General features: G+C 68.1%; 17 protein-coding genes. 9 read left to right on the top strand and 8 right to left on the bottom strand.

Features of this window, described 5'->3' with window-relative positions:
• The first annotated feature begins 7 nt into the window (after positions 1–7).
• The 3 genes from EII34_RS10625 (at position 8) to EII34_RS10615 (ending at position 4,286) form a co-directional block, all read left to right on the top strand.
• Positions 8–1,243: an ROK family transcriptional regulator gene (locus tag EII34_RS10625; RefSeq protein ID WP_185711296.1), complete on the top strand. Its 1,236-nt coding sequence runs from the start codon at positions 8–10 to the stop codon at positions 1,241–1,243.
• Positions 1,244–1,602: 359 nt separating this feature from the next.
• Complete coding sequence (locus EII34_RS10620; protein ID WP_124845135.1) at positions 1,603–2,433, top strand: hypothetical protein; 831 nt, start codon at positions 1,603–1,605, stop codon at positions 2,431–2,433.
• Between the two features lie 548 nt (positions 2,434–2,981).
• On the top strand, positions 2,982–4,286 hold the full coding sequence (locus tag EII34_RS10615; RefSeq protein WP_185711295.1) for an MFS transporter: 1,305 nt from the start codon (positions 2,982–2,984) through the stop codon (positions 4,284–4,286).
• Between the two features lie 161 nt (positions 4,287–4,447).
• On the opposite strand, the gene EII34_RS10610 is transcribed toward EII34_RS10615, so the two are convergent.
• The 3 genes from EII34_RS10610 to EII34_RS10600 all read right to left on the bottom strand — a co-directional run bounded on the left by EII34_RS10610 (position 4,448) and on the right by EII34_RS10600 (position 7,594).
• Positions 4,448–5,428: a ribose-phosphate diphosphokinase gene (locus EII34_RS10610; RefSeq protein WP_124845133.1), complete on the bottom strand. Its 981-nt coding sequence runs from the start codon at positions 5,426–5,428 to the stop codon at positions 4,448–4,450.
• A gap of 90 nt (positions 5,429–5,518) precedes the next feature.
• The gene (locus EII34_RS10605; protein WP_124845132.1) at positions 5,519–6,406 is read right to left on the bottom strand and encodes a PAC2 family protein; all 888 of its coding nucleotides are present in this window, start codon (positions 6,404–6,406) and stop codon (positions 5,519–5,521) included.
• A 45-nt stretch (positions 6,407–6,451) separates the two neighbouring features.
• Entirely contained in the window at positions 6,452–7,594 is a 1,143-nt protein-coding gene (locus EII34_RS10600) for an MFS transporter (RefSeq protein ID WP_260425133.1), read from the bottom strand.
• Positions 7,595–7,891: 297 nt separating this feature from the next.
• On the opposite strand from EII34_RS10600, the gene EII34_RS10595 reads away from it, so the two are divergent.
• Positions 7,892–8,227 (top strand): ArsR/SmtB family transcription factor, encoded by a 336-nt coding sequence (locus tag EII34_RS10595; RefSeq protein WP_124845130.1) that lies wholly within the window; start codon positions 7,892–7,894, stop codon positions 8,225–8,227.
• 59 nt (positions 8,228–8,286) lie between these two features.
• Here the strand turns inward: EII34_RS10595 and EII34_RS10590 are convergent, their stop codons facing one another.
• Positions 8,287–8,829, bottom strand: a complete 543-nt coding sequence (locus EII34_RS10590) for a YceI family protein (protein ID WP_124845129.1) — start codon at positions 8,827–8,829, stop codon at positions 8,287–8,289.
• A gap of 58 nt (positions 8,830–8,887) precedes the next feature.
• Entirely contained in the window at positions 8,888–10,213 is a 1,326-nt protein-coding gene (locus EII34_RS10585) for an MFS transporter (protein ID WP_311767288.1), read from the bottom strand.
• A 167-nt stretch (positions 10,214–10,380) separates the two neighbouring features.
• On the opposite strand from EII34_RS10585, the gene EII34_RS10580 reads away from it, so the two are divergent.
• Positions 10,381–11,667: a citrate synthase gene (locus tag EII34_RS10580; RefSeq protein WP_124845128.1), complete on the top strand. Its 1,287-nt coding sequence runs from the start codon at positions 10,381–10,383 to the stop codon at positions 11,665–11,667.
• 569 nt (positions 11,668–12,236) lie between these two features.
• On the opposite strand, the gene EII34_RS10575 is transcribed toward EII34_RS10580, so the two are convergent.
• Both EII34_RS10575 and EII34_RS10570 read right to left on the bottom strand, forming a co-directional pair.
• A complete protein-coding gene (locus EII34_RS10575; protein WP_124845127.1) occupies positions 12,237–12,689 on the bottom strand; it encodes a TY-Chap domain-containing protein in 453 nt (150 codons plus the stop codon).
• 168 nt (positions 12,690–12,857) lie between these two features.
• Complete coding sequence (locus tag EII34_RS10570; protein WP_124845126.1) at positions 12,858–13,745, bottom strand: NADP-dependent oxidoreductase; 888 nt, start codon at positions 13,743–13,745, stop codon at positions 12,858–12,860.
• A 96-nt stretch (positions 13,746–13,841) separates the two neighbouring features.
• On the opposite strand from EII34_RS10570, the gene EII34_RS10565 reads away from it, so the two are divergent.
• Complete coding sequence (locus EII34_RS10565) at positions 13,842–14,258, top strand: winged helix-turn-helix transcriptional regulator (protein WP_124845125.1); 417 nt, start codon at positions 13,842–13,844, stop codon at positions 14,256–14,258.
• Here EII34_RS10565 and EII34_RS10560 read toward each other — a convergent pair.
• Positions 14,251–15,969, bottom strand: a complete 1,719-nt coding sequence (locus tag EII34_RS10560) for an ABC-ATPase domain-containing protein (RefSeq protein WP_221620275.1) — start codon at positions 15,967–15,969, stop codon at positions 14,251–14,253. The two genes, EII34_RS10565 and EII34_RS10560, sit on opposite strands and share 8 nt — an antisense overlap.
• Positions 15,970–16,113: 144 nt before the next feature.
• Here EII34_RS10560 and EII34_RS10555 point away from each other — a divergent pair, with 144 nt between their 5' ends.
• The 3 genes from EII34_RS10555 to EII34_RS10545 all read left to right on the top strand — a co-directional run bounded on the left by EII34_RS10555 (position 16,114) and on the right by EII34_RS10545 (position 19,774).
• Positions 16,114–17,673 carry a hypothetical protein gene (locus EII34_RS10555; RefSeq protein WP_124845124.1) on the top strand — a complete coding sequence of 520 codons (1,560 nt, stop codon included), beginning with the start codon at positions 16,114–16,116 and terminating at the stop codon, positions 17,671–17,673.
• Between the two features lie 251 nt (positions 17,674–17,924).
• Positions 17,925–18,950: an FAD-dependent oxidoreductase gene (locus EII34_RS10550; protein ID WP_185711294.1), complete on the top strand. Its 1,026-nt coding sequence runs from the start codon at positions 17,925–17,927 to the stop codon at positions 18,948–18,950.
• A complete protein-coding gene (locus EII34_RS10545; RefSeq protein ID WP_124845122.1) occupies positions 18,947–19,774 on the top strand; it encodes a sigma-70 family RNA polymerase sigma factor in 828 nt (275 codons plus the stop codon). Before EII34_RS10550 ends, EII34_RS10545 begins: the two co-directional genes overlap by 4 nt.
• The last annotated feature ends 13 nt before the right edge of the window (positions 19,775–19,787 follow it).

Genomic DNA, 19,787 nt, shown 5'->3' with positions numbered 1-19,787 from the left:
TGGCCTCATGCATCAGGGCATCAACCTGCCCCGACTCGGGGGATACAACCTGAGCGTCGTCCTCGACTGCATCAGGCGACATCCCGACGGCGTGAGCCGGGTGGAGATCAGCAAGGCCACCGGGTTGTCGGCCCAGACGGTCTCCGGCGTGACCCGTCGCCTCCTGGACGAGGGGCTGGTGCAGGAGGCGGGCACCCACAACGCCGGGATGGGCAAGCCCCGCACCATCCTGAGGACCACTCCCTTGGCGATGCTGGCGGTGGGCATCCACGTCGACCCCGTGATGGTCCACGGCGTCGTCGTCGACCTGACCTGCCAGCCGCAGGTGGAGACCGCCACCGCGACCTCCCACGACTTCGACCCCGAGGCCGCCGTCACCCAGATCGAGACGACGGTGCAGGAACTGCTGGGCGATCCGCTGCTGATCAACCCCCGGCTGGTCGGCGTGGGGATCGCGATGCCGGGTCCCCTGATGAACGGCATCGTGCTCGATCCCCCGACCATGCCGACCTGGCGCAACATCGACCTCGGCTCCCCGCTGTCGCAGCGGCTGGCCTGCCCGGTGTTCGTGGAGAAGGACGTGATCTGTTCCGCGACGGGCGAGAAGTGGCTGCGACGGGGCTCGGGGGACTTCGGGTACCTGTACCTCGGCACCGGCGTGGGTTTCGGGCTCGTCGCGGGCGGGGAGGTGCAGTTGGGCATGACCGGCAACATCGGTGAGATCGGGCACCTCAGGGTGGCCTCCTCCGGCACCCCCTGCCCCTGCTGCGGCACCCCCGGCACCCTGGGGCAGCTGGCCCTGCCGGAGAGCATCGTGCGTGAGGCCCGGACCCTGGGGATCTCCGATGAGCCCGAGCCACGGAGCCAGGGTGAGGTCGGGGAGCAGTTCCGCAGGCTCTGCGCCCGAGCCGACGAGCCGTCGGTGGAAGCCCTCTTCGTGCGGATGGGGGAACACCTGGGAGCCGCCGCTGCGACGCTGAGCGACATGCTGGACCTCAGTGAGATCGTGCTCGGCGGGCCGTACGGGCCGTTGCTGCCCGAGGTCACCCTGCCGCACCTGAGAGATGTGACCAACTCCCGGGCGGTGCTGCGCACGGCGCGCGAGGTGAGCATCTCCTCCGCATCCTCCCCGCACGCCTCGGAGAGCGTCGGGGCCGCCTCCGTGGTCCTCGACCGTCTGCTGTCGGCCAACACCCGCCAGCTGGTCGACGCCCAGGCACCTCCCAACCCCCTCAGCCACTGACCCCCCGACGTGCCCCTTCTCCGCCCTTCCCCGGAGCACGATTCGCGGGCACAGGACGTCTCACCGTCGGCGGGTTCAGGTGGTCGACGGCGAGAGGGTTCTTCCCTGGCGGTTCCTGCCCGAGAGGAGCGCTCCTCGACGAGGCCTCCACCCGTCTCAGGGCCCGCACCGTGGGCCAGAGGTCGCGACACGGGTCCTCTGCACGCTCCGGACCCGCCTCGACCAGCGGCTGGGGCGGCGATCAGGCCAGCGGCGGATGGCTGCCGGGATGCGCCGTCGTGACGCGCAACACCCCCCGGCGGGTTGACATTCCTGAGAATCCTGAGAGACTCTTCCCCGGGGGTAGTGAATGGAGAAGGATGCGAAAGCTCGCGCTGTGCCTGGCCATCACGGTCATGGTCCTCACCGGCGTCGTGCTCGGCTCCCGGGCCACCGCCGATGAGAGCGACACACCCGTCGGCCCCTCCGCCGTCGGCATCCATGCGCCGTGCCCCGTCACCCATCCGTGGCCCGGCAAGGACGTCTCCATCACCAAGATCAAGGAACAACTCGCGGCGAACTACGGGCTCACCCTCACCGGCAACGGCTGGAGCGACGCCCACCGCGAACAGATCCGCATCGTGTGGCAGTCGCTCGACGCCGTCGCCTGCACCGATTTCATGGCCACCATCACCGAGAAGAACGGGCAGGTCGGACTCAACGCCGGCTCCATCCGGGGCTACGCGTGGGGCGACTGGTCGCTGACCAAGGGCGGTCACGTCACCTTCGACTTCGCCAAGTGGGCCGAGGTCATGGACGACAAGGACCCCGGGAAGCTGTCCCGACTGGTCATCCACGAGTTGACCCACGCCTGGAACTCCGACCGTTTCGGCAACCCGGCCTACTGGCGTGAATTCCAGACCCTTGCGAAGAAGGAAGGGCACTTCAGCGAGTACGCCGGGAGCAAGGACACCGAGATCCTGGCCGAGACCGTCGGCTACTACGTCGCCCGCTGCGCGAAGGACAACCCCTACGACACCCCCCGCCACAAGGCCTACTACGAGTGGGTCAGGAAGAACGTCTTCGACGGCCGGGAGTTCGGCCCCGGCCCCGGCAAGAAGGCCGCCTGCGACGTGACCGCCGAGGAGATCGCCGCCACGACGACACCGTCGCAGCCCGCCTGGATCAAGGCCCTCACCGGGAGCGAGTGAGACAACGACGACCCGCTGGGGACCTCTGCAGGCCCCGAGCGTGGATGTTCCCGAGTCGCACACCGGCCTTCCCGCACCACCGCCTCGCCCCATCCCGGGGTGGGTTTCCTGGAATCCGAGGCGGCCCGGTTCGCCTGCCTTGTTCCGGTTCGCCTGCCTTGATCATCAATTGCCTGTCTTGTTCGGGTTTGCCTGCCTTATTAGACAGGCAATTCGATTTAAGGCAGGCGAACCGACACCAGGACAGGCAAACCCGAACAAGACAGGCGAAAACGAACCGGAGCAGGACAGGCGAGCCGACATCAGGACCGGCGAGCCCACAGCAGGACAGGCGAAAGCGCCCCGGCCCGGCCCCGCGTGACCACGAACCCACCCATCCGGCACACACCGGACCACACCGGTCACGCTGGGGTGCTGTCCACGAGACCTGCTCCGGGCACCACCCCGGAGGTCATGCGCTGTCCCGGGGCCGAGTCCCGGGGCCGAGGAATCTGCGTCACCGAACCCCGGGGCAGCCCTTACAATCTTCCCGAGAATCGGGAGGAACTGTGCGCAACGAACGCATGGCGTGGGTCGTGTGGACCATCAGCATCCTCGCCTACGCGACGGCGATCATGCACCGCACCAGCCTCGGCACACTCGGCATCCAGACCGCCGAGCACTTCAACACGAGCATCGGCATCGTCTCCACCTTCGTGATGGTGCAGCTGGCCGTCTACGCCGTGACCCAGGCCCCCGTCGGCGTCCTCATCGACCGCTACGGGGCGCGGGCGGTACTCGTCGCGGGGTCCCTCATCATGACGGTGGCGCAGACCGGCATGGCCTTCACCGACTCCCTGGGCCTGGCCCTGGCGGTCCGGGTGCTGCTCGGCATCGGCGACGCCTGCATGTTCGGTGCGGTGCTGCGGCTCATCCCGGCCTGGTTCCCCGCCCCGCGGGTGCCGGTGCTCAGCCAGCTCTCCGGATTGCTCGGGCAGCTGGGGCAGATCGCCGCCGTCGCCCTGCTGCTGCCGCTCCACTCCCTGCACGGCTGGGCGACGACGTTCCTGGTCGCCGCCATCTGTTCACTGGCCTGTGCGGTCGGCTGCGCCCTGCTGGTCAAGGACGTCCCGGCCGGGGCGACACGTCCCCTCCCCGCCGAGGACCGCATCCGTGACCTCCCGAGAGGAATCGTCGACGCGTGGCGACACCCCGCCACCCGGCTCGGCTTCTTCGTGCACCTCACCAGCGGTTTCAGCGTCAACGTGTTCGCGATGATCTGGGGCATCCCCTGGCTGATCGTCGCCCAGCACCGCTCCGAGACCGAGGCCGCCTTCCTGTTCAGCCTCACCGTCCTCGGCTCGATGTTCTTCGCACCGTTGCTGGGCTGGCTGACCGCCCGGCACCCCCTCCGGCGCAGCAACCTGGCCCTGGTGGTCATCGGGGCCCACGTCGTCGCCTGGGGGATCGCGCTGCTGTGGCCCGGCCCCGTCCCCTGGTGGCTGCTCATCACCCTGGTGCTGGCGATGGCCGCCGGTGGTCCGGGCACCGGCATCGGTTTCGACTACCCCCGCACCCTGCTGCCCGCCCACCGGTTGGGAGCCGCGAACGGCCTGGTCATCGCCGGTTCCTTCACCGGCGCGACGCTGTGCCTGCTGCTGATGGGCACGGTGCTGGGCTGGCTGGCCCCCGACGGCGACTACACCCCGGCCCAGCTCAACCTGGCGATGGCACTGCAGCTGCCCTTCTTCGCCGCAGGCATCGCCGGGATCTACATCACCCGGGCCCAGCTGCGCACCAAGATGCGGGCACACGGCGTCGTCGTCCCCACCTGGCGCGAGGTCGCGGCGCGCATCCGGCAGTCGCGTCACTAGCCTTCCGGGGCCCGACCCACGGGCCACCGGGGCAGGAGACCCGCCGGACGATGACGACGCCCTGCCGCCCTTCACCTGCGATTCGTGCTGCCATGTCCCGGCGCGGTGAGGATCTCACCCCTTCGACGGGACCGGACCATCTGCCTGATGGGCCTCAGGACTCAGAACAGCCCCTCCGGCTCCGGCGGCGGGGCGTAGGCCGGGTCCACCCCGTTGAACAGCCTCGACACCGACTGCCCCTCGTGGATCCTGGCGATGGCCTCCGCGAACAGGGAGGCCACACTCAGCACCTGCAGGCCCGGGAAGTTCTCGGGCGCGGGTACGGTGTTCGTGGTCACCACCTCCGCGATGTGCCGGGCGGTGGTGAGCCGCTCCACCGCCTTTCCGGTGAACAGGCCGTGGGTGCAGGCGACGGAGGCCTCCACGCAGCCCTCCTCCACCACCTTGGAGACGATCTCGACGATGGACCCGCCCGTGGCGATCTCGTCGTCCAGCACGATCACCTTCTTGCCCGCGACATCGCCGACGATCGAGGAGATCACCACCTTGTCGTCCGCCAGCCGCTGCTTGTTCCCCGCCGCAACCGGCAATCCCAGGAGCCGCGCCAGCAGCGTCGCCTGCTTGGCGTTGCCGAGGTCCGGGGAGACCACCACGTGGTTGCTGAGATCGCGTCTGCGGTAGTGATCGGCGATCACCCCGAGAGCGGTGAGGTGATCCACCGGGCAGGAGAAGAACCCGTGCACCTGCGGGGCGTGGAGGGCCATCGTCAGCACCCGGTCCACCCCGGCGGTGACCAGCAGGTCGGCGACGAGGCGGCCACCCAGGGAGATCCGGGAGGCGTCCTTCTTGTCCGAGCGCGCGTAGGCGTAGTGCGGCATGACGGCGGTGATCTGCCCTGCCGAGGCGCCGCGCGCCGCGTCGATCATCAGCAGCAGCTCCATGAGGTGCTCCTGCGTGGGCGGCACGAGCGGCTGCACGATGTAGACGTCACGTTGTCGGCAGTTGGCCAGCAGCTGCGCCTGCAGGCAGTCGTTGCTGAACCGGGAGATCCGCGCGTGGGAGCGTGGGATGTCGAGATGACCACAGATCTCGTCCGCCAAGCCCGGATGGGCGGATCCTGAGAAAACGACGATGTCCTTCACGACTTCCCCCTGACCTGGACGACCGGACCCAGCCTAGACCGCTCACCGGCGTTCAGGCCAGAAGTTCACACGATTCCGCACGCGTGGCGCTCAGCCCTGCGGCGGGTCGTCGTTCTGCTGGGCCAGGAACTTCTCGACGGCGGCACCGAGCTCATCGGCGGTCGGCAGGAGTTCGCTGGTGGCCTCGGAGTAGCGGTCGTACTGCTCCTCGAGCTGCGCCAGCAGCTCCGCCGCGGTCTCGTCGTTCGCGGTGTCGGCCTCGATGGCCATGAGGTTGGCCTGGGCCTCCAGGTCCAGCTCATCGGTCGGCAGCCTCAGTTTCGTCGCATCGGCCAGGTGGTGCATCACCGTCGCGGCCGCCTGTCCGAACGAGGAACCGGCCAGGTAGTGGGGCACGTGCGCACCGACGCCGAGGGTGCGGATCCCGATCGGCCCCAGGTGGAAGTCCAGGTAGGAGATGAACGACGCGGGGATGGTCAGCCGGTCCACCCAGCGCGGGTTGGGCACGCGCAGGTCCTGGCTGTTGGAGTAGACGGTCAGCGGGGTGGGGCGGGTGTGCGGCAGGGTCATGGGGAAGCCGTGGGCGCTGACGATCATCCCGACGTCGAGCTTGCAGAACAGTTTCTCGAACTCCTTGACCAGCAGCTTCCAGCGCTGGTCCGGTTCGGGTGCGCGCAACACCAGGAAGGGTTCGTCGTCGGCGTCGTTGGCGATGTGCAGCCGCGCCACCGGCTGCTCGACGGAGACCCAGTGGTCGGTGTCGAACAGCATCCCGGGGCGACGCGCCCGGTAGTCGTGGACCAGGTCCCAGTCGAAGGTGCCGAGCAGCTTCGGTCTGCAGTGCTCCAGCAGGGTCTCGATGACGGTGGCACCGACCCGCCCCGCGTCGAGGTAGCCGTCGAAGAACATGAAGATGGGCATGAGGGGGACGGCCTCCTCCTGCCACACCTGTTCATCGATGGTGAACCACTCAGACATGTCCCCAGCCTATCCGAGGCACCCCAACGCCCTCCTGCAACCACGTCAGCACGGTGCTGCGTGGGACCGCTCCAGCTCGTTCGTGTGCCGCGGGGCCGCGATCAGCCACGCCACGCCCAGGGCGATCACGCCCACCGCGGGAAGCACGGGCGCACTGGACCGATCGAGCAGGAACCCGCCGAGTGCACCGCCTGCGGCAGCACCGAGGTAGAGGCCCGACACGTTCAAGGAGACCGCTGTCATCGCGGCCTCCGGGGCGGCTGCGATGGTGCTGGCCTGCAACGGCGGGTTCAGGGCCCAGGCGAACACGGCCCAGACCGCCAGGCCGGGACCGAACCACCACACCGGGGCCGTCACCTGGACGATGACGGTCAGCGCAGCCAGCGCGAGGACATGACCTCCGAGGATCATCAGGCGTGCCCACCGGGCCCCGTGGAGATCGGTGAGACGACCGCCGAGAAGGGCCGATCCGAGCCCGACGACCCCGACGACCAGCAGCAGGAACGGCAACGGCGCGTCGGTCCCGAGAGTGTGCAGGGTGATCGGCCCGAGGTAGGTGTAGAACATCAGGCCTCCGGTACCGCAGGCCAGGACCGCGACCACCATGCGCAGCACGCCGGGGTTGCGCAACGGGGCGAACCGCTCCGCGAGGGTGCTGGGGGCGGACCCCGGCAGGCGCGGCATCGTCGCCGCGGCGATCAGCGCGGAGCTCGCCGCCACGGCTGCGATGAGCACGAATGTCGTGCGCCAGGACAGGACCTCGGCCAGCCAGGTCCCGACGGGGACCCCGGTGAACAGAGCCACCGTCAGCCCTGTCGTGACCACGGCCAGGTATCTCCCCTGTCTGCCCTCAGGTGCCCCCTCGGCCGCCGTGGCGAAGGCGGTGGTCGAGACCACCGCAGCCGAGAGGCCTGCGAGGACACGCACGATCATGAGGGATGTCATGTCGTGGGCGAGGGCACATCCGATGTTGGTCAGCACGAAGACGCCAAGTCCTGCGAGCAGCACGACACGACGCGGGCGACGATCCACCCACACGGCGAGCGCCGGGGCACCCAGCGCGAAGGCGAGGGCGAAGGATGTGACGAGCTGCCCAGCAGCCCCTGCGGTGACGTGGAGGTCCGCTGCGACGGTGTTCAGGACCCCCGCGATGACGAATTCATCAGTGCCGAGGGCCAGTGCGGCGATGAACAGGGCGGTGAGTCAGGACCAGTCTTGACGCATGGTTCCCCTTGTGGACGAGCAAGCATGTTCGATGTTCGACGAACACAAAACATGATAACCAATGTTCGACCATCGTCGAATATTCTTCCGCGCGCATCATCACACAGGGCACAGGACCGGGGCAGGGGCCACCACGACGTCCTCCCGGCAGGGCAGGACGACGAAGAACATCGGGACAGTCGAGGAGTTCTGGCGACACCAGGGGCCAGGGGCGACCGCAACGGATTCCACCCTCACCGCTCCCCCTCCTACAATGACGAGATGCCCCCGCCAGACACCAAGCACCCGGCGACGGGAGAACTCTCACTCACCCGAGTGCTCTCCGCACTGTCCGACCCCCTGCGGCTCGGCATCGTCTCCCTGCTCTCGGACGGGCAGGAACGCCAGTGGGGCGAACTCGACGCCCCGGTCTCGAAATCGACCCTGAGCCACCACATGAAGACCCTCCGCAGCGCAGGCATCACCCGCACCCGCGCCGAGGGCACCCGCTGTTACGTCCGTCTCCGCAGCGCCGACCTCGAGGAACGCTTCCCCGGACTGCTGGGATCAGTGCTCGACTCGGCCTCCACCGACGCCACCCCCGTCGGCCTCAAATGACGTGTGGCCCCGCCGTCACGGATGACAGCAGGGCCACACGGGGCAACGGGTGATACGACTCAGGCCTTGATGAGCGAGACGTCGAAGACGAGGTTGACCTTGTCGGAGACGAGCACACCGCCGGCCTCCAGCGCGGCGTTCCAGGTGAGCCCGAAGTCGGAGCGCTTGATGGTCAGCCCACCCTCGAAGCCGACCCGCTCGTTGCCGAAGGGATCGACGGCGACGCCGGTGAGCTCCATGGGGATGGTGACCTGACGGGTGGTGCCGTGGATGGTCAGGTCACCCGTGACCTCGACCTCGGTCGGGTTGCTGAGGGCGACCGCGGTGGAGCGGAAGTCGATGGTGGGGAACTGGGCCACGTCGAAGAAGTCGGGGCTGGTCAGGTGGGCGTCGCGGTCCTTGTTGCCGGTGTCGACGGAGGCGACGTCCAGGCTGATGCTGACGTTGCTGGCAGCCGGGTCGGACCCGACGAGGTGGGCGGTGCCGGTGGCCTCGAAGTGGCCGCGGACCTTGGTGATCATCGCGTGGCGCACCTCGAACCCGATGTTGGTGTGGGTGGGGTCGAGGGTGTAGTCGGCGTTGAGGTCGGTGAGGACGGTCATGTTCATCTCCTGCGTTCAGTGGTTGATGCCTCAATGATAATTGATGCTTCAACAACTTTCAAATCGTCCTGTGCCCGTCCTCCCTGACCGGCAGCAACGCCACCAGACCGGCCGCCAGCACCAGCACCACACCCAGCACCCCGAAGTGCACGGCCGACTCGCCCACCGGGACCAGCAGGGACCCGACCCACAGCAGCAGCACCCACATCGTCGACGACAGGAAGGACACGGCCCGCCCCGTCGTCGCGTACAGCCCGAACACCTCACCGGAGTGGCCCTCCGGGATGATCCGGGCCAGGAACGACCGCGACGCGGACTGTGCCGGGCCGACGAACACCGTCATGAGCAGCCCGAACACCCAGAACACCCACTGCCCGCCGCCGTGGAGCACGAACATCGCCACCCCCAGCACCACCAGGGAGACCAGTGAGATCAGGATCACCCGCTTCGGACCGATCCGGTCGTCGAGGTGCCCGAAGGCGATGGTCGTGATCCCCGCGGTCACGTTCGCCACCACACCGAAGATGATGACCTCGGTCGGGGAGAACCCGAACACCTTCACCGCCAGCACCGCGCCGAAGGTGAACACCCCGGCCAGACCATCGCGGAACAGGGCCGACGACAACAGGAACCAGATGGTGTGCGGCGAGGCCCGGTAAATGCGTCGGATGGAGGCGAACAGCTCCCGATAGGCGGCGGCCACGCCCTGCCGCGGCGGCGGGGAGGCCACCGGATGATCCTTGATGGCCAGGAAGATCGGGATGGTGAAGACCACCGTCCAGGCCCCGCACAGCAGCATCGCGTTGCGGACATCCGTCGCATCCACGTCACCACCGGAGGCCCCGACGATGATGAGCAGGATGACGATGCCACCGAGATACCCCATCCCCCAGCCGAGCCCCGAGACCCGACCGACGGTCTCCGGCGTGGCGACCCGCTCGATGGAGGCGTAGTAGTTGACGTTCGCCACCTCCGCGACGACGTTGCCGAGCCCCAGCAGCACCAACCCCAGCCACAGGTGGGAGGGCTCCGGTGCCACGAACCACAGTGCCGCGGACAGGACCGCCAACGCCAAGGTCTGCCACATCAGGTGCCTCATCCGTTTGCCGGAGCGGTCCGAGCCCTGCCCCAGCACCGGGGCCAGCAGCGCGATCAGCACCCCGGCGACGGCGGTCGCGACACCGAGCATCGCCGCCGGGGTGTCGTCGTGCTCACCCGTGCCGAAGAGGCTGCCGGAGGAGATGTAGGCACCGAAGACGAAGGTGGTGATGACGGTGGCGAAGGGCTGGGTCCCCCAGTCCCACAGGCACCAGCTGAGCACCCTGCCCCGTGTGACCCTGCGGTGCCCCAGGGCCATTGCCTCGTCGCCGTCGGTATCGCTCACAGGGCCACGCTACCCATCCTCCGGGACTGCTGGCGGAGTTGTTCGCTTCGCGTGCGAAGAATTCACTTCCACCGGTTGGGCTGTATGGTTGGGCGCACGCCACCGATGGCAGGCAGCACAACGGCGACATCGCACCGTCGCCATCAGCAGGAAGGTTCACCGGAGACATGACTGATACCGCCACCTTCAAGCACGGCGACGCCGAGCTGGAGTTCGGGGTCGTCGAGGCGACCGAGGGCAACAACGGATACGACATCAGCACGCTGCTGGGCAGCACGGGCAACTCCACCCTGGACGTCGGATTCGTCAACACGGCCTCGTGCAGGTCCGAGATCACGTTCATCGACGGCGAGAAGGGGATCCTGCGGTACCGCGGCTACCCCATCGAACAGCTGGCCGAGAAGTCGTCGTTCCTGGAGGTCGCGTACCTGCTGATCTACGGTGAGCTGCCCACGCAGACGCAGCTGGACGAGTTCCGGGACAACGTGATGCGGCGGATGATGCTCGACGAGCGGATGCGGGAGCTGTTCCGTTCCTTCCCGCGTGGTGCGCACCCGATGATGGTGCTCAGCGCGGGAGTGATCGGTGCGGGCGCGTTCAACCGGCAGTTCCTGGACCCGCACGACCCGGAGCAGGTGGAGATCTCCACCCTCAAGCTGCTCGGGATGATGCCGACGCTGATCGGCTACGCCTACAAGTCGTCGGTGGGTGAGCCGTTCCTGTACCCCTTGACGAAGCTGAACTACGTGGAGAACTACCTCAGGCTGTCGTTCGGCACGCCGCAGGAGGAGTACGACCTGGATCCCGCCGTCGTGCGGGCCTTCGAGACCCTGTTCCTCCTCCACGCCGACCACGAGCAGAACTGCTCGACGGCGACGGTGCGCATGGTCGGGTCGTCGGATGCGAACATCTTCGCCGCCGTCGCCTCGGGCGTCAACGCCCTGTCGGGTCCGTTGCACGGGGGCGCGAACCAGGCGGTGCTGGAGATGCTGTCGTACCTGAAGGAGGAGGGTCTGGACGTGAAGACCTTCGTCTCCCAGGTGAAGGACAAGTCCTCCGGGGTGCGGCTGATGGGCTTCGGCCACCGCGTCTACAAGAACTACGATCCCCGTGCCCGGATCATCAAGTCGCACGCGGACCAGATCCTCCGGGCGTCGGGGAAGAACAACCAGATGCTGGACATGGCGCTGGAGCTGGAGGAGACGGCACTGAACGACGACTACTTCATCGAGCGTCGGCTGTACCCGAACGTCGACTTCTACACGGGTCTGATCTACGAGGCGATGGGCTTCCCGGCCTCGTACTTCACCGCGCTGTTCGCGCTGGGACGCCTCCCCGGCTGGCTGGCCCAGTGGCGCGAGGAGCACGCCGACCCGAAGCGCAAGATCGGTCGTCCCCGCCAGATCTACGTCGGCCAGCCGAAGCGCGACTACGTGCCGATCGAGCAGCGCTGAGAAGCACGTCCTCACGGCCGTCCCCGCGTTGCGCACCTGGGGAGGCGAGCGCGGGGAGGTCGCGGTCGAGGCCCGGTGGCGAGTCCCGAGCACCCCGTCACCGGGGCTCGACCCAGTCGTCCGGAGTTGTCGGGTCGGCAGGTGTCCTGAGCACCGCGCCACCGGGGCTCGACGCCGAGACGCCAGGTGCCCTCGGCCCGACCGGCGGCGGAATGCCCGCTGTCCTGCCCGGGCCCGTGGGCATCCCCTGCCCGTCATCCCGTGACAACCGGTTTCGCCTGTCTTGAGCACGGTTCGCCTGTCTTGTTCCGCTTTCGCCTGCCTTGTTCGGGTTTACCTGTCCTGAGACCGTTTCGCCTGTCTTGCGCACGGTTTGCCTGCCCAAAATCGAATTGCCTGTCCAATAAGGCAGGTAAACCCGAACAAGACAGGCATTTCCGCCCCAGGACAGGCGAAACCATCACAAGGCAGGCAAATCAAGGGGGTGCAGTCGCCAGGAGTGGACCTGGTGACGTTGACGAGGAGTTCCCGGGTGCCGGAGTGTCCTCAGGCAGTGGCGGTTGAGAGGCTCAGTCGTTGATGGGGCCGTCCTCGCGGGTCCGGGCCAGGCCGAGGCTGGGCCAGCTGAGGGGTTTCTCCTCGGTCCTCGAGAACAATCCGAGGAAACTCTTGCTGACCTCCCGCCACGAGGCATAGGTGTGATCGGCCAGCCCGGTCCAGCCGAAGACCACCTTGAGGACGTAGCCGGTCTCGGCGACGACGGTGCCCGCGTCGTCGCCGGTGGCCGGATGCGGGAAGGTGCGACGCCAGATGCCGGACCAGGAGTCGATCATCACCCAGCCCCGGTCCGTGAGCCGGGGCTGGTCCTCGCTGGACTCGTTCGACACCTCGACGACCAACTCGGCGGCATCGCGGATGAACTGGACCAGTCCGCTCGACCCGCTGATGACCAGGCGGGCACCGTCGGGCAGCTTGGGCAGTACCTCGGCAAGTGCCGGCTCGAACTCACGCCAACTGGTCATCGTCGCTCCTCGGGATCGCAGGTGTGCCCATCGTAGCGAGGGCCACACATCCGTGTTCTCACCGCGTTCCACCCCGAAAGCGCTGCAAACGTGCGGAGCGTTGCTGATGGGAGCGTTCTCAAGAGCAACGCGCCGCACGTTTGCAGCGCTTCTCTGCTGGACCACCAGCTACACCAGCACGACGCGACCCCGCAGCCCACTGGTGCGCGACAGCGCGAGCGCCTCCTCGATGTCATCGAGCGGAAGGCGTGCGGCGATCCGTAGTGGCAGCTCGCCTTGTCCTGCACGGTTGACCAGGGTCTGCAGCAGCGCCGCGTCAGGCTGCACGAAGACCGCCGTCGGGCTGATGCCACGACGTGACTCCGGCACGGCCGGCGGGATCACCCCGACGTAGCGGCCCCCGTCACGCACGACGTCGAGGCTCTGCTCGGGGATCACCGCGGCATCGAGGACGGCGTCCACGGTCAGCCCTTCCAGCCCCGCGGTGTACTCCACCCCCAGGGAACGGACGAAGGTCTCGTCGCCCGGCCGTGCGAGGCCCACCACCTCCCAGCCCCGTTCCCTGGCGAACAGGCAGCCCAGTGCGCCGACGGCGCCCGCGGCCCCCGTGACCAACAGCCTGCCATCCGGTTCCCCCAGCAGGTCGACGGCCTGCCACGCGGTGAGTCCGTTCAGCGGCACCGTGGCCGCCAGGTCGAAGGGCAGCTGGCCCGGCAGGGGGGCGACGGCCTCACTCGGCACCACCACCTGCTCCGCCAGGGCACCGAGTGGCTTGTCCACACCGTGGCTGAGCAGCGCGACGCGATCTCCCGGTGCGACACCGGCCACCTCCGGGCCCACCTCCAGCACCACACCGGCCGCATCCCAGCCGAGCCCCACGCCGTCACTCTGGGTGACCATCCCGAGGTCGTGGTAGAACCCGTCGAGGGTCTGTGCATCCACCGGGTTGAGGGCGCTGGCGTGCACCTGCACCAGGACCTGCCCGGCGTCGGAACGCGGGACGGGAACCTCCGCCAGGCTGAGTGCCCCCGGGGTCCTGCTGATGACTGCTCTCATGATGTCCTCCTTTTCTTGACTCCCACCTACGATGGCCGTGGTCCCCGTCTTGCAGAAGAGGGCACTTCAAAGTGCCGTAGCCACCCAGGAGAACCCATGCCGACCAGCACAGCCGCCCAGCGTCGCGAGTCGGAGAAGCGAGCCTTCGACGCCTACCTGGCCAACTGTCCCAGCCAGAAGCTGTTCGCCCGCATCAGCACCAAGTGGACGATGCTGGTGCTGTGCCGCCTCGGGGACAGCAGCACGCCCCTTCGCTCCGCGGAACTGCACCGACAACTTGCCGGGGCGTCGCAGAAGATGCTCACCGAGACCCTGCGGAACCTGGAGGCCGACGGGCTGGTGAACCGCAGCGTCGTGGCGACGGTGCCGGTCTCGGTGAGCTACCACCTGACCGAGCTGGGTCGTTCGCTGCTCGAGGCGATCCTGCCCTTGAAGCAGTGGGCGGAGGACAACTACGAGCTGATCGAGGCCGCTCGGGAACAACAGGGCCGAGGTGATCCTGCTCTCAGCTGATCGGGTCGGAGTGTCCCCGCCCCAGCCGCAGGCGTCGGTACCGGTTGACGGCGGCGTGGATGTCATGGCGACGGGGCCGGGCCAGGTGGCCGGGATGCCCCTGGAAGGGGGAGAGCCAGTCCAGGCCGTGCTCGTCGATGCGGCGTCCGATCTCGACGACGACCTCGGCCAGGGACATCTCGCGACTGCTCACCAGGTCGACGATGCGGTCGAGGGCGTGGGCGATGGCCTCGGTCTGGGCCGCATCCACCAGCTGCGCCACCGCCGTCAGGTCGATCATCTCGTCGCCGAACTGGATCGCGCCCCTGCCTCGTGCCCGGGCCGCACGCCCCTTGCGCGACGGGGTGAGCGAGCCCCGGGTGAGCAGCCGTGGTGGTGACCCGGTGAACACCCGGGCGCTGTCGCCGGGAGGTGTTCCGGCGATGCGGTGGGCCTCAGCGGTGACGTCGCTCACCTCGTAGGCGTGGAGCGCGATGACGTGGTCGGCCACCCCGAAGAAGGCCCCGGAGCCGCCCGCGACCAGCACCGTCGAGACTCCCTTCTCCGTGAGCAGGGGCCGGATGCGCTCCACGAACGGGGTGATCGGTTCCCGGCTGGCCGGGATCAGCTGCCGCATCCGGTCGTCGCGGATCATGAAGTTGGTGGCCGAGGTGTCCTCGTCGATCAGGAGGGTGCTCGTCCCTGCCTCCAGTGCCTCGACGAGGTTCGCAGCCTGCGAGGTGGAGCCGGAGGCCGTGGTGGTGGAGAAGACGCGGGTGTCGACGCCGGTCGGCAGGTTGGTGATGAACGGGGAGATGTCCACGCCGGTGACGGCCCGTTCGTCCTCGGCGCGGATCGTCACCGCGTCGGCACGGGTGATGACCCACTCCCGGCCGTCCCCGGCGATGTGGGGATGGACGCCACGCTCCAGGGCCCGCAGCAGGGTGGACTTGCCGTGGTAGCCGCCGCCGACGATCACGCTCACCCCTTCCGGGATGCCCATTCCCGTCACTCGCCGACCACTGGGCAGGTCGAAGCTCACGCGCAGGGAATCCGGACTGACGAACGGAACCGCACGGTGTGCCAGTGGGAGGTCGGAGTCGCCGGAACGACGGGGCAGGATCGCGCCGTCCCCGACGAAGGCGACAAGCCCCCGCTCCGCCAACAGGCCCTGCAGGTGGTCTTGGTCGCGGTGGAGGACGACGTGGTCGCGCAAGGCCTGCTGGCCCAGGTTGGCGTGCACCAGCGACTGCTCGGCGATGCGCGGCAGCACGTCGATGAGCAGCCGACCCGCACCGCGACCGTCGATCCGGCGGCCAAAGGCGGGCAGGCCGACGTCGATCCGGGCCTCGACGCGGTCGTCGGCGATGAGCACGCTGGTGCGCTCCAGCACCTCCTGGCCGGGGGTTCCGATGTGGACCAGGCCACTGTTGCCGGTGCCGGTCGGCCTCGGCACCGTCCTGCGCGCGACCTCGGCGAAGGTCCGGGTGAGGAAGTCGCTCGTCGCGACCCGCCCGGCGGGGTCGTGCGTGAGGTCGTCGGGGATGCCCGCCACCTCACGGTCCAGGATGAGGCGGATCCGCGACGGCGGCGCGTACGGATCGGCGGCCACGTGGTCGACGGTGAGCGTGAGCGACCCGATCCGGTGCTGCCCCCGCAGCTGGCGGTAGGAGGGGTAGCCGTGCCCGTCGATCCGGTCGAGGGTCCGCGACAGGGTGTTCGGATCACGCACGGTCGACCTCCGGCACCGGGGCTGACTGGGTTGAGAACATCGCAACAGTGTAGGGAACAGCCCCTTCGCTCGTTGATTCTCACCCCTGAGCATCACCATGGATCGCTCCCTGCGGAATCGCTGGTCCAGTGCCATAGTGGGGGCATGAGCACAGCAGAACCCATCATGGCCTCATCGCCGAACGACCCTGAAGGAGTTGTCATACCGATCAGCCCCGACGTGGGCGTCCTCTTCACCCGAAACGCCGAGGAGGCCAGTCAGTTCGAGATTGAGGAGGATGGACAGCTTGGAGAGGTCAACTGGGGCAACCTGACAGCCACGTTCACCAGCGGCATGAACATTGTCGCGCAAGTGTGGAACGGCTTGTCCCACGCCGCAGGGATCGTGCGCCTGACCGACTCCACGCTCGAGGCCATGTCTGCTGGCGCACAGGCGATGAAGGTGAATGGCGCCTTCGGTGGCGTCCTGCTCAAGAACGGAAAGATCGCGCAACACGTCGGGTGGCTGCCCGCCACCGGAGCTCAGGCCGCCACAGTGCTGTCCGCGCTCGGTCCTGCAGCGAGCTTGTTCGCCCTCACCCTGCAGATGACAGCTCTCTCACAACGCATCGGCAGCGTGGAGCAAAAGCTGGATCGGATTCTTGACATCTTGGAACAGGAACACAGGAGCAGTCTAAAATTTGCCGCCGGGAAAATTCTGGAAGCACTCAAACATGTCAATGGAAATGGCCAGATTCCTGAACATCTGCAAGCTCAACTGCGAGACGCAGAATCATCAATCAGCAAGGCCTTTGATTTCTTCACCAACACACTGAAGGACCACCAAGCAGCCAAGCGAAACGCCACCAACCACGAGAAGCAACAGGTTCTCGACCACATGCAAGCCGCACAACTCGCCACCGATGTGCGCTTTCGGATCAACTGGATTCTCGCTCAGCAAGAACCGGCTGAGAGCAGACGCGTTTCCCTGGAAATAACATTCGATCAACACTTCAAGGACTCCACCGTAATTGAAGAATGCGGCACCCGAATCCATCGCACCGCACTCAGACAGGAACTGCTCGAACCATCCTTGCGTCACAAGGCTGAAAAGAAAGCCGGGGAAGTCAAGGAAATGGCACTCTCCCTCCTCCCCAACAAGAAGGCCAAGGAGGAACCATTCAGTCTGCTGGAAGGGCTCGAGCAGCTCCTGCCCCAGCTGGCCATCCAGGTGCCAGAGGATGCAGTGCTCGTCGGGGCCCAGCCGGACTCCCCCGAGGCGAAGCTTGCGGCTCTGGGCCTCGCAGAACTTGCCCCGAAGGACACCTTGGTTGCGATGGCGGTTGCTGACAAGCACCTCTTGGTGCTCAGCAAGGAGATGTTCCATGCCCCAAGACTGAAGGACCTGGAGAAAAATGGAGTACTGGGCGAGACCAACGACTTGAGCGAGTTGCGCTACCTCCGGATCAGCGACCCCAAGGAGAAGGACGGAAGACTCAGTTTGGAGCTGTGCTGGAAGAACCGGTCGGACTCGTTCGTGATCAAACCCGATGATGACGTTGCCGAGTGGCAAACTGCCCTCGCCACATTCTTCGATCGCCTCGCAGCCCATGTTCGCCACCCCTGCGATGATGAGCTCACAGCACCACTGTGGCTCACCGGCTCCGCACCATGCGGGGTGAAGCAGCTGACAGCAGGCGACCCAGACCAGGACGACACCGCCTGAGGGCATGGTACATCCCAGCCCACGAGGGCTCCGCCCAGCCGCTGCTCACGCCAGACCTCGAGCGCACGAAGTCCGTGGCAGGCCCCGAGCACTCCGCTGACCCTGAGTCCCCGTACCGTGCACCAGAGGTCTCGACTCGGTTCCTCCGCAGATCTCCGGAACCGGCTCGACCAGCGGTAACCATGGACGTGGCGTGCCGAGTCGCAGCCAGGAACACCCGCATGTCACACAACGGGAGCCCGCATCGTCGCATGGGTATGGATGTGATCGTGATCGGGGCCGGGTACGCCGGCCTGTTGGCCGCCAATCGGATGGCCCGCCACGCGCGGGTGCTGCTCATCGACCGCCGGGACAAGGCCGTGGACCGGATCCGGCTGCACCAGCTCGTCGCCGGGACCCGGCATGTCGACAAAGTGGCATGTCCCTTGAGAACACGGCTCCACCGTCGCGCCGACCTGGCCCGCGGCGAGGTCGTCGACGTGTCTCCGGGCCGGGTCCACCTCGCCGACGGTCGCGAGTTCCAGGCCCAGCACATCGTGCTGGCCTGCGGACACGGAGTGGCCCGGCCCGGCTCCCTCGACTCGCTCGAGGCCGCCCTCACCCTCCGCGACGCACTCTCCCGGCTACGCTCAGGCACCGTGGAGGTGATCGGAGCAGGACTGACGGGCATCGAGACCGCGACGGAGATCGCGGCCGCACGCCCCGACCTCACCGTGTCCCTGGTCCACCGCGACCTGCCGGACCTCGCACCCCGGGCCATGACCCAGCTGACGACCCGCCTCGGCCAGCTCCGCATCGAACTCACCGAGCAGTCCCGGGGAGGCGACCTCACCATCGACGCCACCGGCCCCGACCCGGAGCCCCTCACCCGGGGCCTCACCGTCGATCCGTTCCTGCGCATCCTCCGCGACGGCCAGCCGCAGCCCGGGCTGTGGGGTGCCGGGGACGCGGTGCGCGTGGCCGGGCGCGACTGGCTGCACCGTGGCTGCGCCTCCGCCATGCCGATGGGGGCCACCGTCGCCGACGCAGTGCTGGCCAGCCTCGCGGGCCAGGCCCCGAAGCCCCTCGACTTCGGCTACGACAAGCGCCTTCTCTCGCTGGGCCGCGGCGTCGGCAGCCACGAGTCCCTGAACCCCGACGGCACCCCGACCGGCCGCACCGTCACCGGACGGATGGGAGCTGCGGCCAAGGAGCTCATCTCGCGGGCCGCCTGGCTGGTCCCCGCCCGCCTCCCACACCTCTACGGCCCGGCCATGTGGGCGAGGGGGCCACGATGAGCGACGCGTCACGACACCGCAACCTGGCGGTGCGGCTGGCCTACGACATCACCGGCTCGTGGGCGGACGCCGAGGAGATCGCACAGGAGGCCCTGGCCCGGGTGTGGATGACGACGGAGGTCCGCGACCCACGCGCCCTGCTGGCCCGCATCACCACCAACCTGGCGATCGACCGGCTGCGCACCTCCCGCACCGACTACGTCGGCCCCTACCTGCCCGAACCCGTGCTGACCAGCGACGGCGCAGACGAAGCGGTGGAGCGGGCGGCAGAGGTGGAGGTCGCGCTGCTGGTGGCGCTGGAGGCGCTGTCACCGATCGAACGCGCCACCCTGCTGCTGCACGACGTGTTCGCCTTCAGCTTCGACGAGGTGGCCGAATTCCTCGACCGCTCCCCCGCCGCGGTGCGGCAGGCCGCCTCCCGGGCCCGGGCCCACGCGGCCCGCCGTCGCCCCCGGTTCACCCACGACGACGCCACCACCCGCCAGCTGGTGGAACGCTTCTTCGCCGCCGTGCGCGACGGGGAGGTGGCGCAGTTGGTGGACCTCCTGGCCACCGACGTGACCCTGGTCTCCGACGGCGGCGGCGCCGTCGCCGCGGCTCGTCGCCCGGTGGTGGGCTCCGAGCAGGTCGCGCGGTTCCTGGCGGGTCTGGGCGCGAGGTTCGCGGGTCGGGTCACCATCGCCCCGGCCCACCTCAACCGGGCGGATGCCCACCTGGTGTTCGTCGACGGCGCCCTGGATCAGGTGGTCTGGCTGGGGATCCACGAGGGTCGGATCGAGGCGCTGTACCTGGTGCGGAACCCGGCCAAGCTCCGGGCCGTGTGAGAGCTGCCGGACC

The organism is Arachnia propionica, from assembly GCF_003859805.1.
Lineage (GTDB): Bacteria > Actinomycetota > Actinomycetes > Propionibacteriales > Propionibacteriaceae > Arachnia > Arachnia propionica_C.
Note: the sequence above shows the minus strand (reverse complement) of the source record. Positions and strands in the feature narration are given on the sequence as shown.

Excerpts from the sequence above, each read along its gene's own strand:
- EII34_RS10565 (WP_124845125.1), top strand. The coding sequence starts at position 13,842 with ATGCCGACCAGCACAGCCGCCCAGCGTCGCGAGTCGGAGAAGCGAGCC.
- EII34_RS10605 (WP_124845132.1), bottom strand. The coding sequence starts at position 6,406 with ATGTCTGAGTGGTTCACCATCGATGAACAGGTGTGGCAGGAGGAGGCC.
- EII34_RS10580 (WP_124845128.1), top strand. The coding sequence starts at position 10,381 with ATGACTGATACCGCCACCTTCAAGCACGGCGACGCCGAGCTGGAGTTC.
- EII34_RS10595 (WP_124845130.1), top strand. The coding sequence starts at position 7,892 with ATGCCCCCGCCAGACACCAAGCACCCGGCGACGGGAGAACTCTCACTC.
- EII34_RS10575 (WP_124845127.1), bottom strand. The coding sequence starts at position 12,689 with ATGACCAGTTGGCGTGAGTTCGAGCCGGCACTTGCCGAGGTACTGCCC.
- EII34_RS10620 (WP_124845135.1), top strand. The coding sequence starts at position 1,603 with ATGCGAAAGCTCGCGCTGTGCCTGGCCATCACGGTCATGGTCCTCACC.
- EII34_RS10555 (WP_124845124.1), top strand. The coding sequence starts at position 16,114 with ATGAGCACAGCAGAACCCATCATGGCCTCATCGCCGAACGACCCTGAA.
- EII34_RS10590 (WP_124845129.1), bottom strand. The coding sequence starts at position 8,829 with ATGACCGTCCTCACCGACCTCAACGCCGACTACACCCTCGACCCCACC.
- EII34_RS10545 (WP_124845122.1), top strand. The coding sequence starts at position 18,947 with ATGAGCGACGCGTCACGACACCGCAACCTGGCGGTGCGGCTGGCCTAC.
- EII34_RS10550 (WP_185711294.1), top strand. The coding sequence starts at position 17,925 with ATGGGTATGGATGTGATCGTGATCGGGGCCGGGTACGCCGGCCTGTTG.
- EII34_RS10570 (WP_124845126.1), bottom strand. The coding sequence starts at position 13,745 with ATGAGAGCAGTCATCAGCAGGACCCCGGGGGCACTCAGCCTGGCGGAG.
- EII34_RS10625 (WP_185711296.1), top strand. The coding sequence starts at position 8 with ATGCATCAGGGCATCAACCTGCCCCGACTCGGGGGATACAACCTGAGC.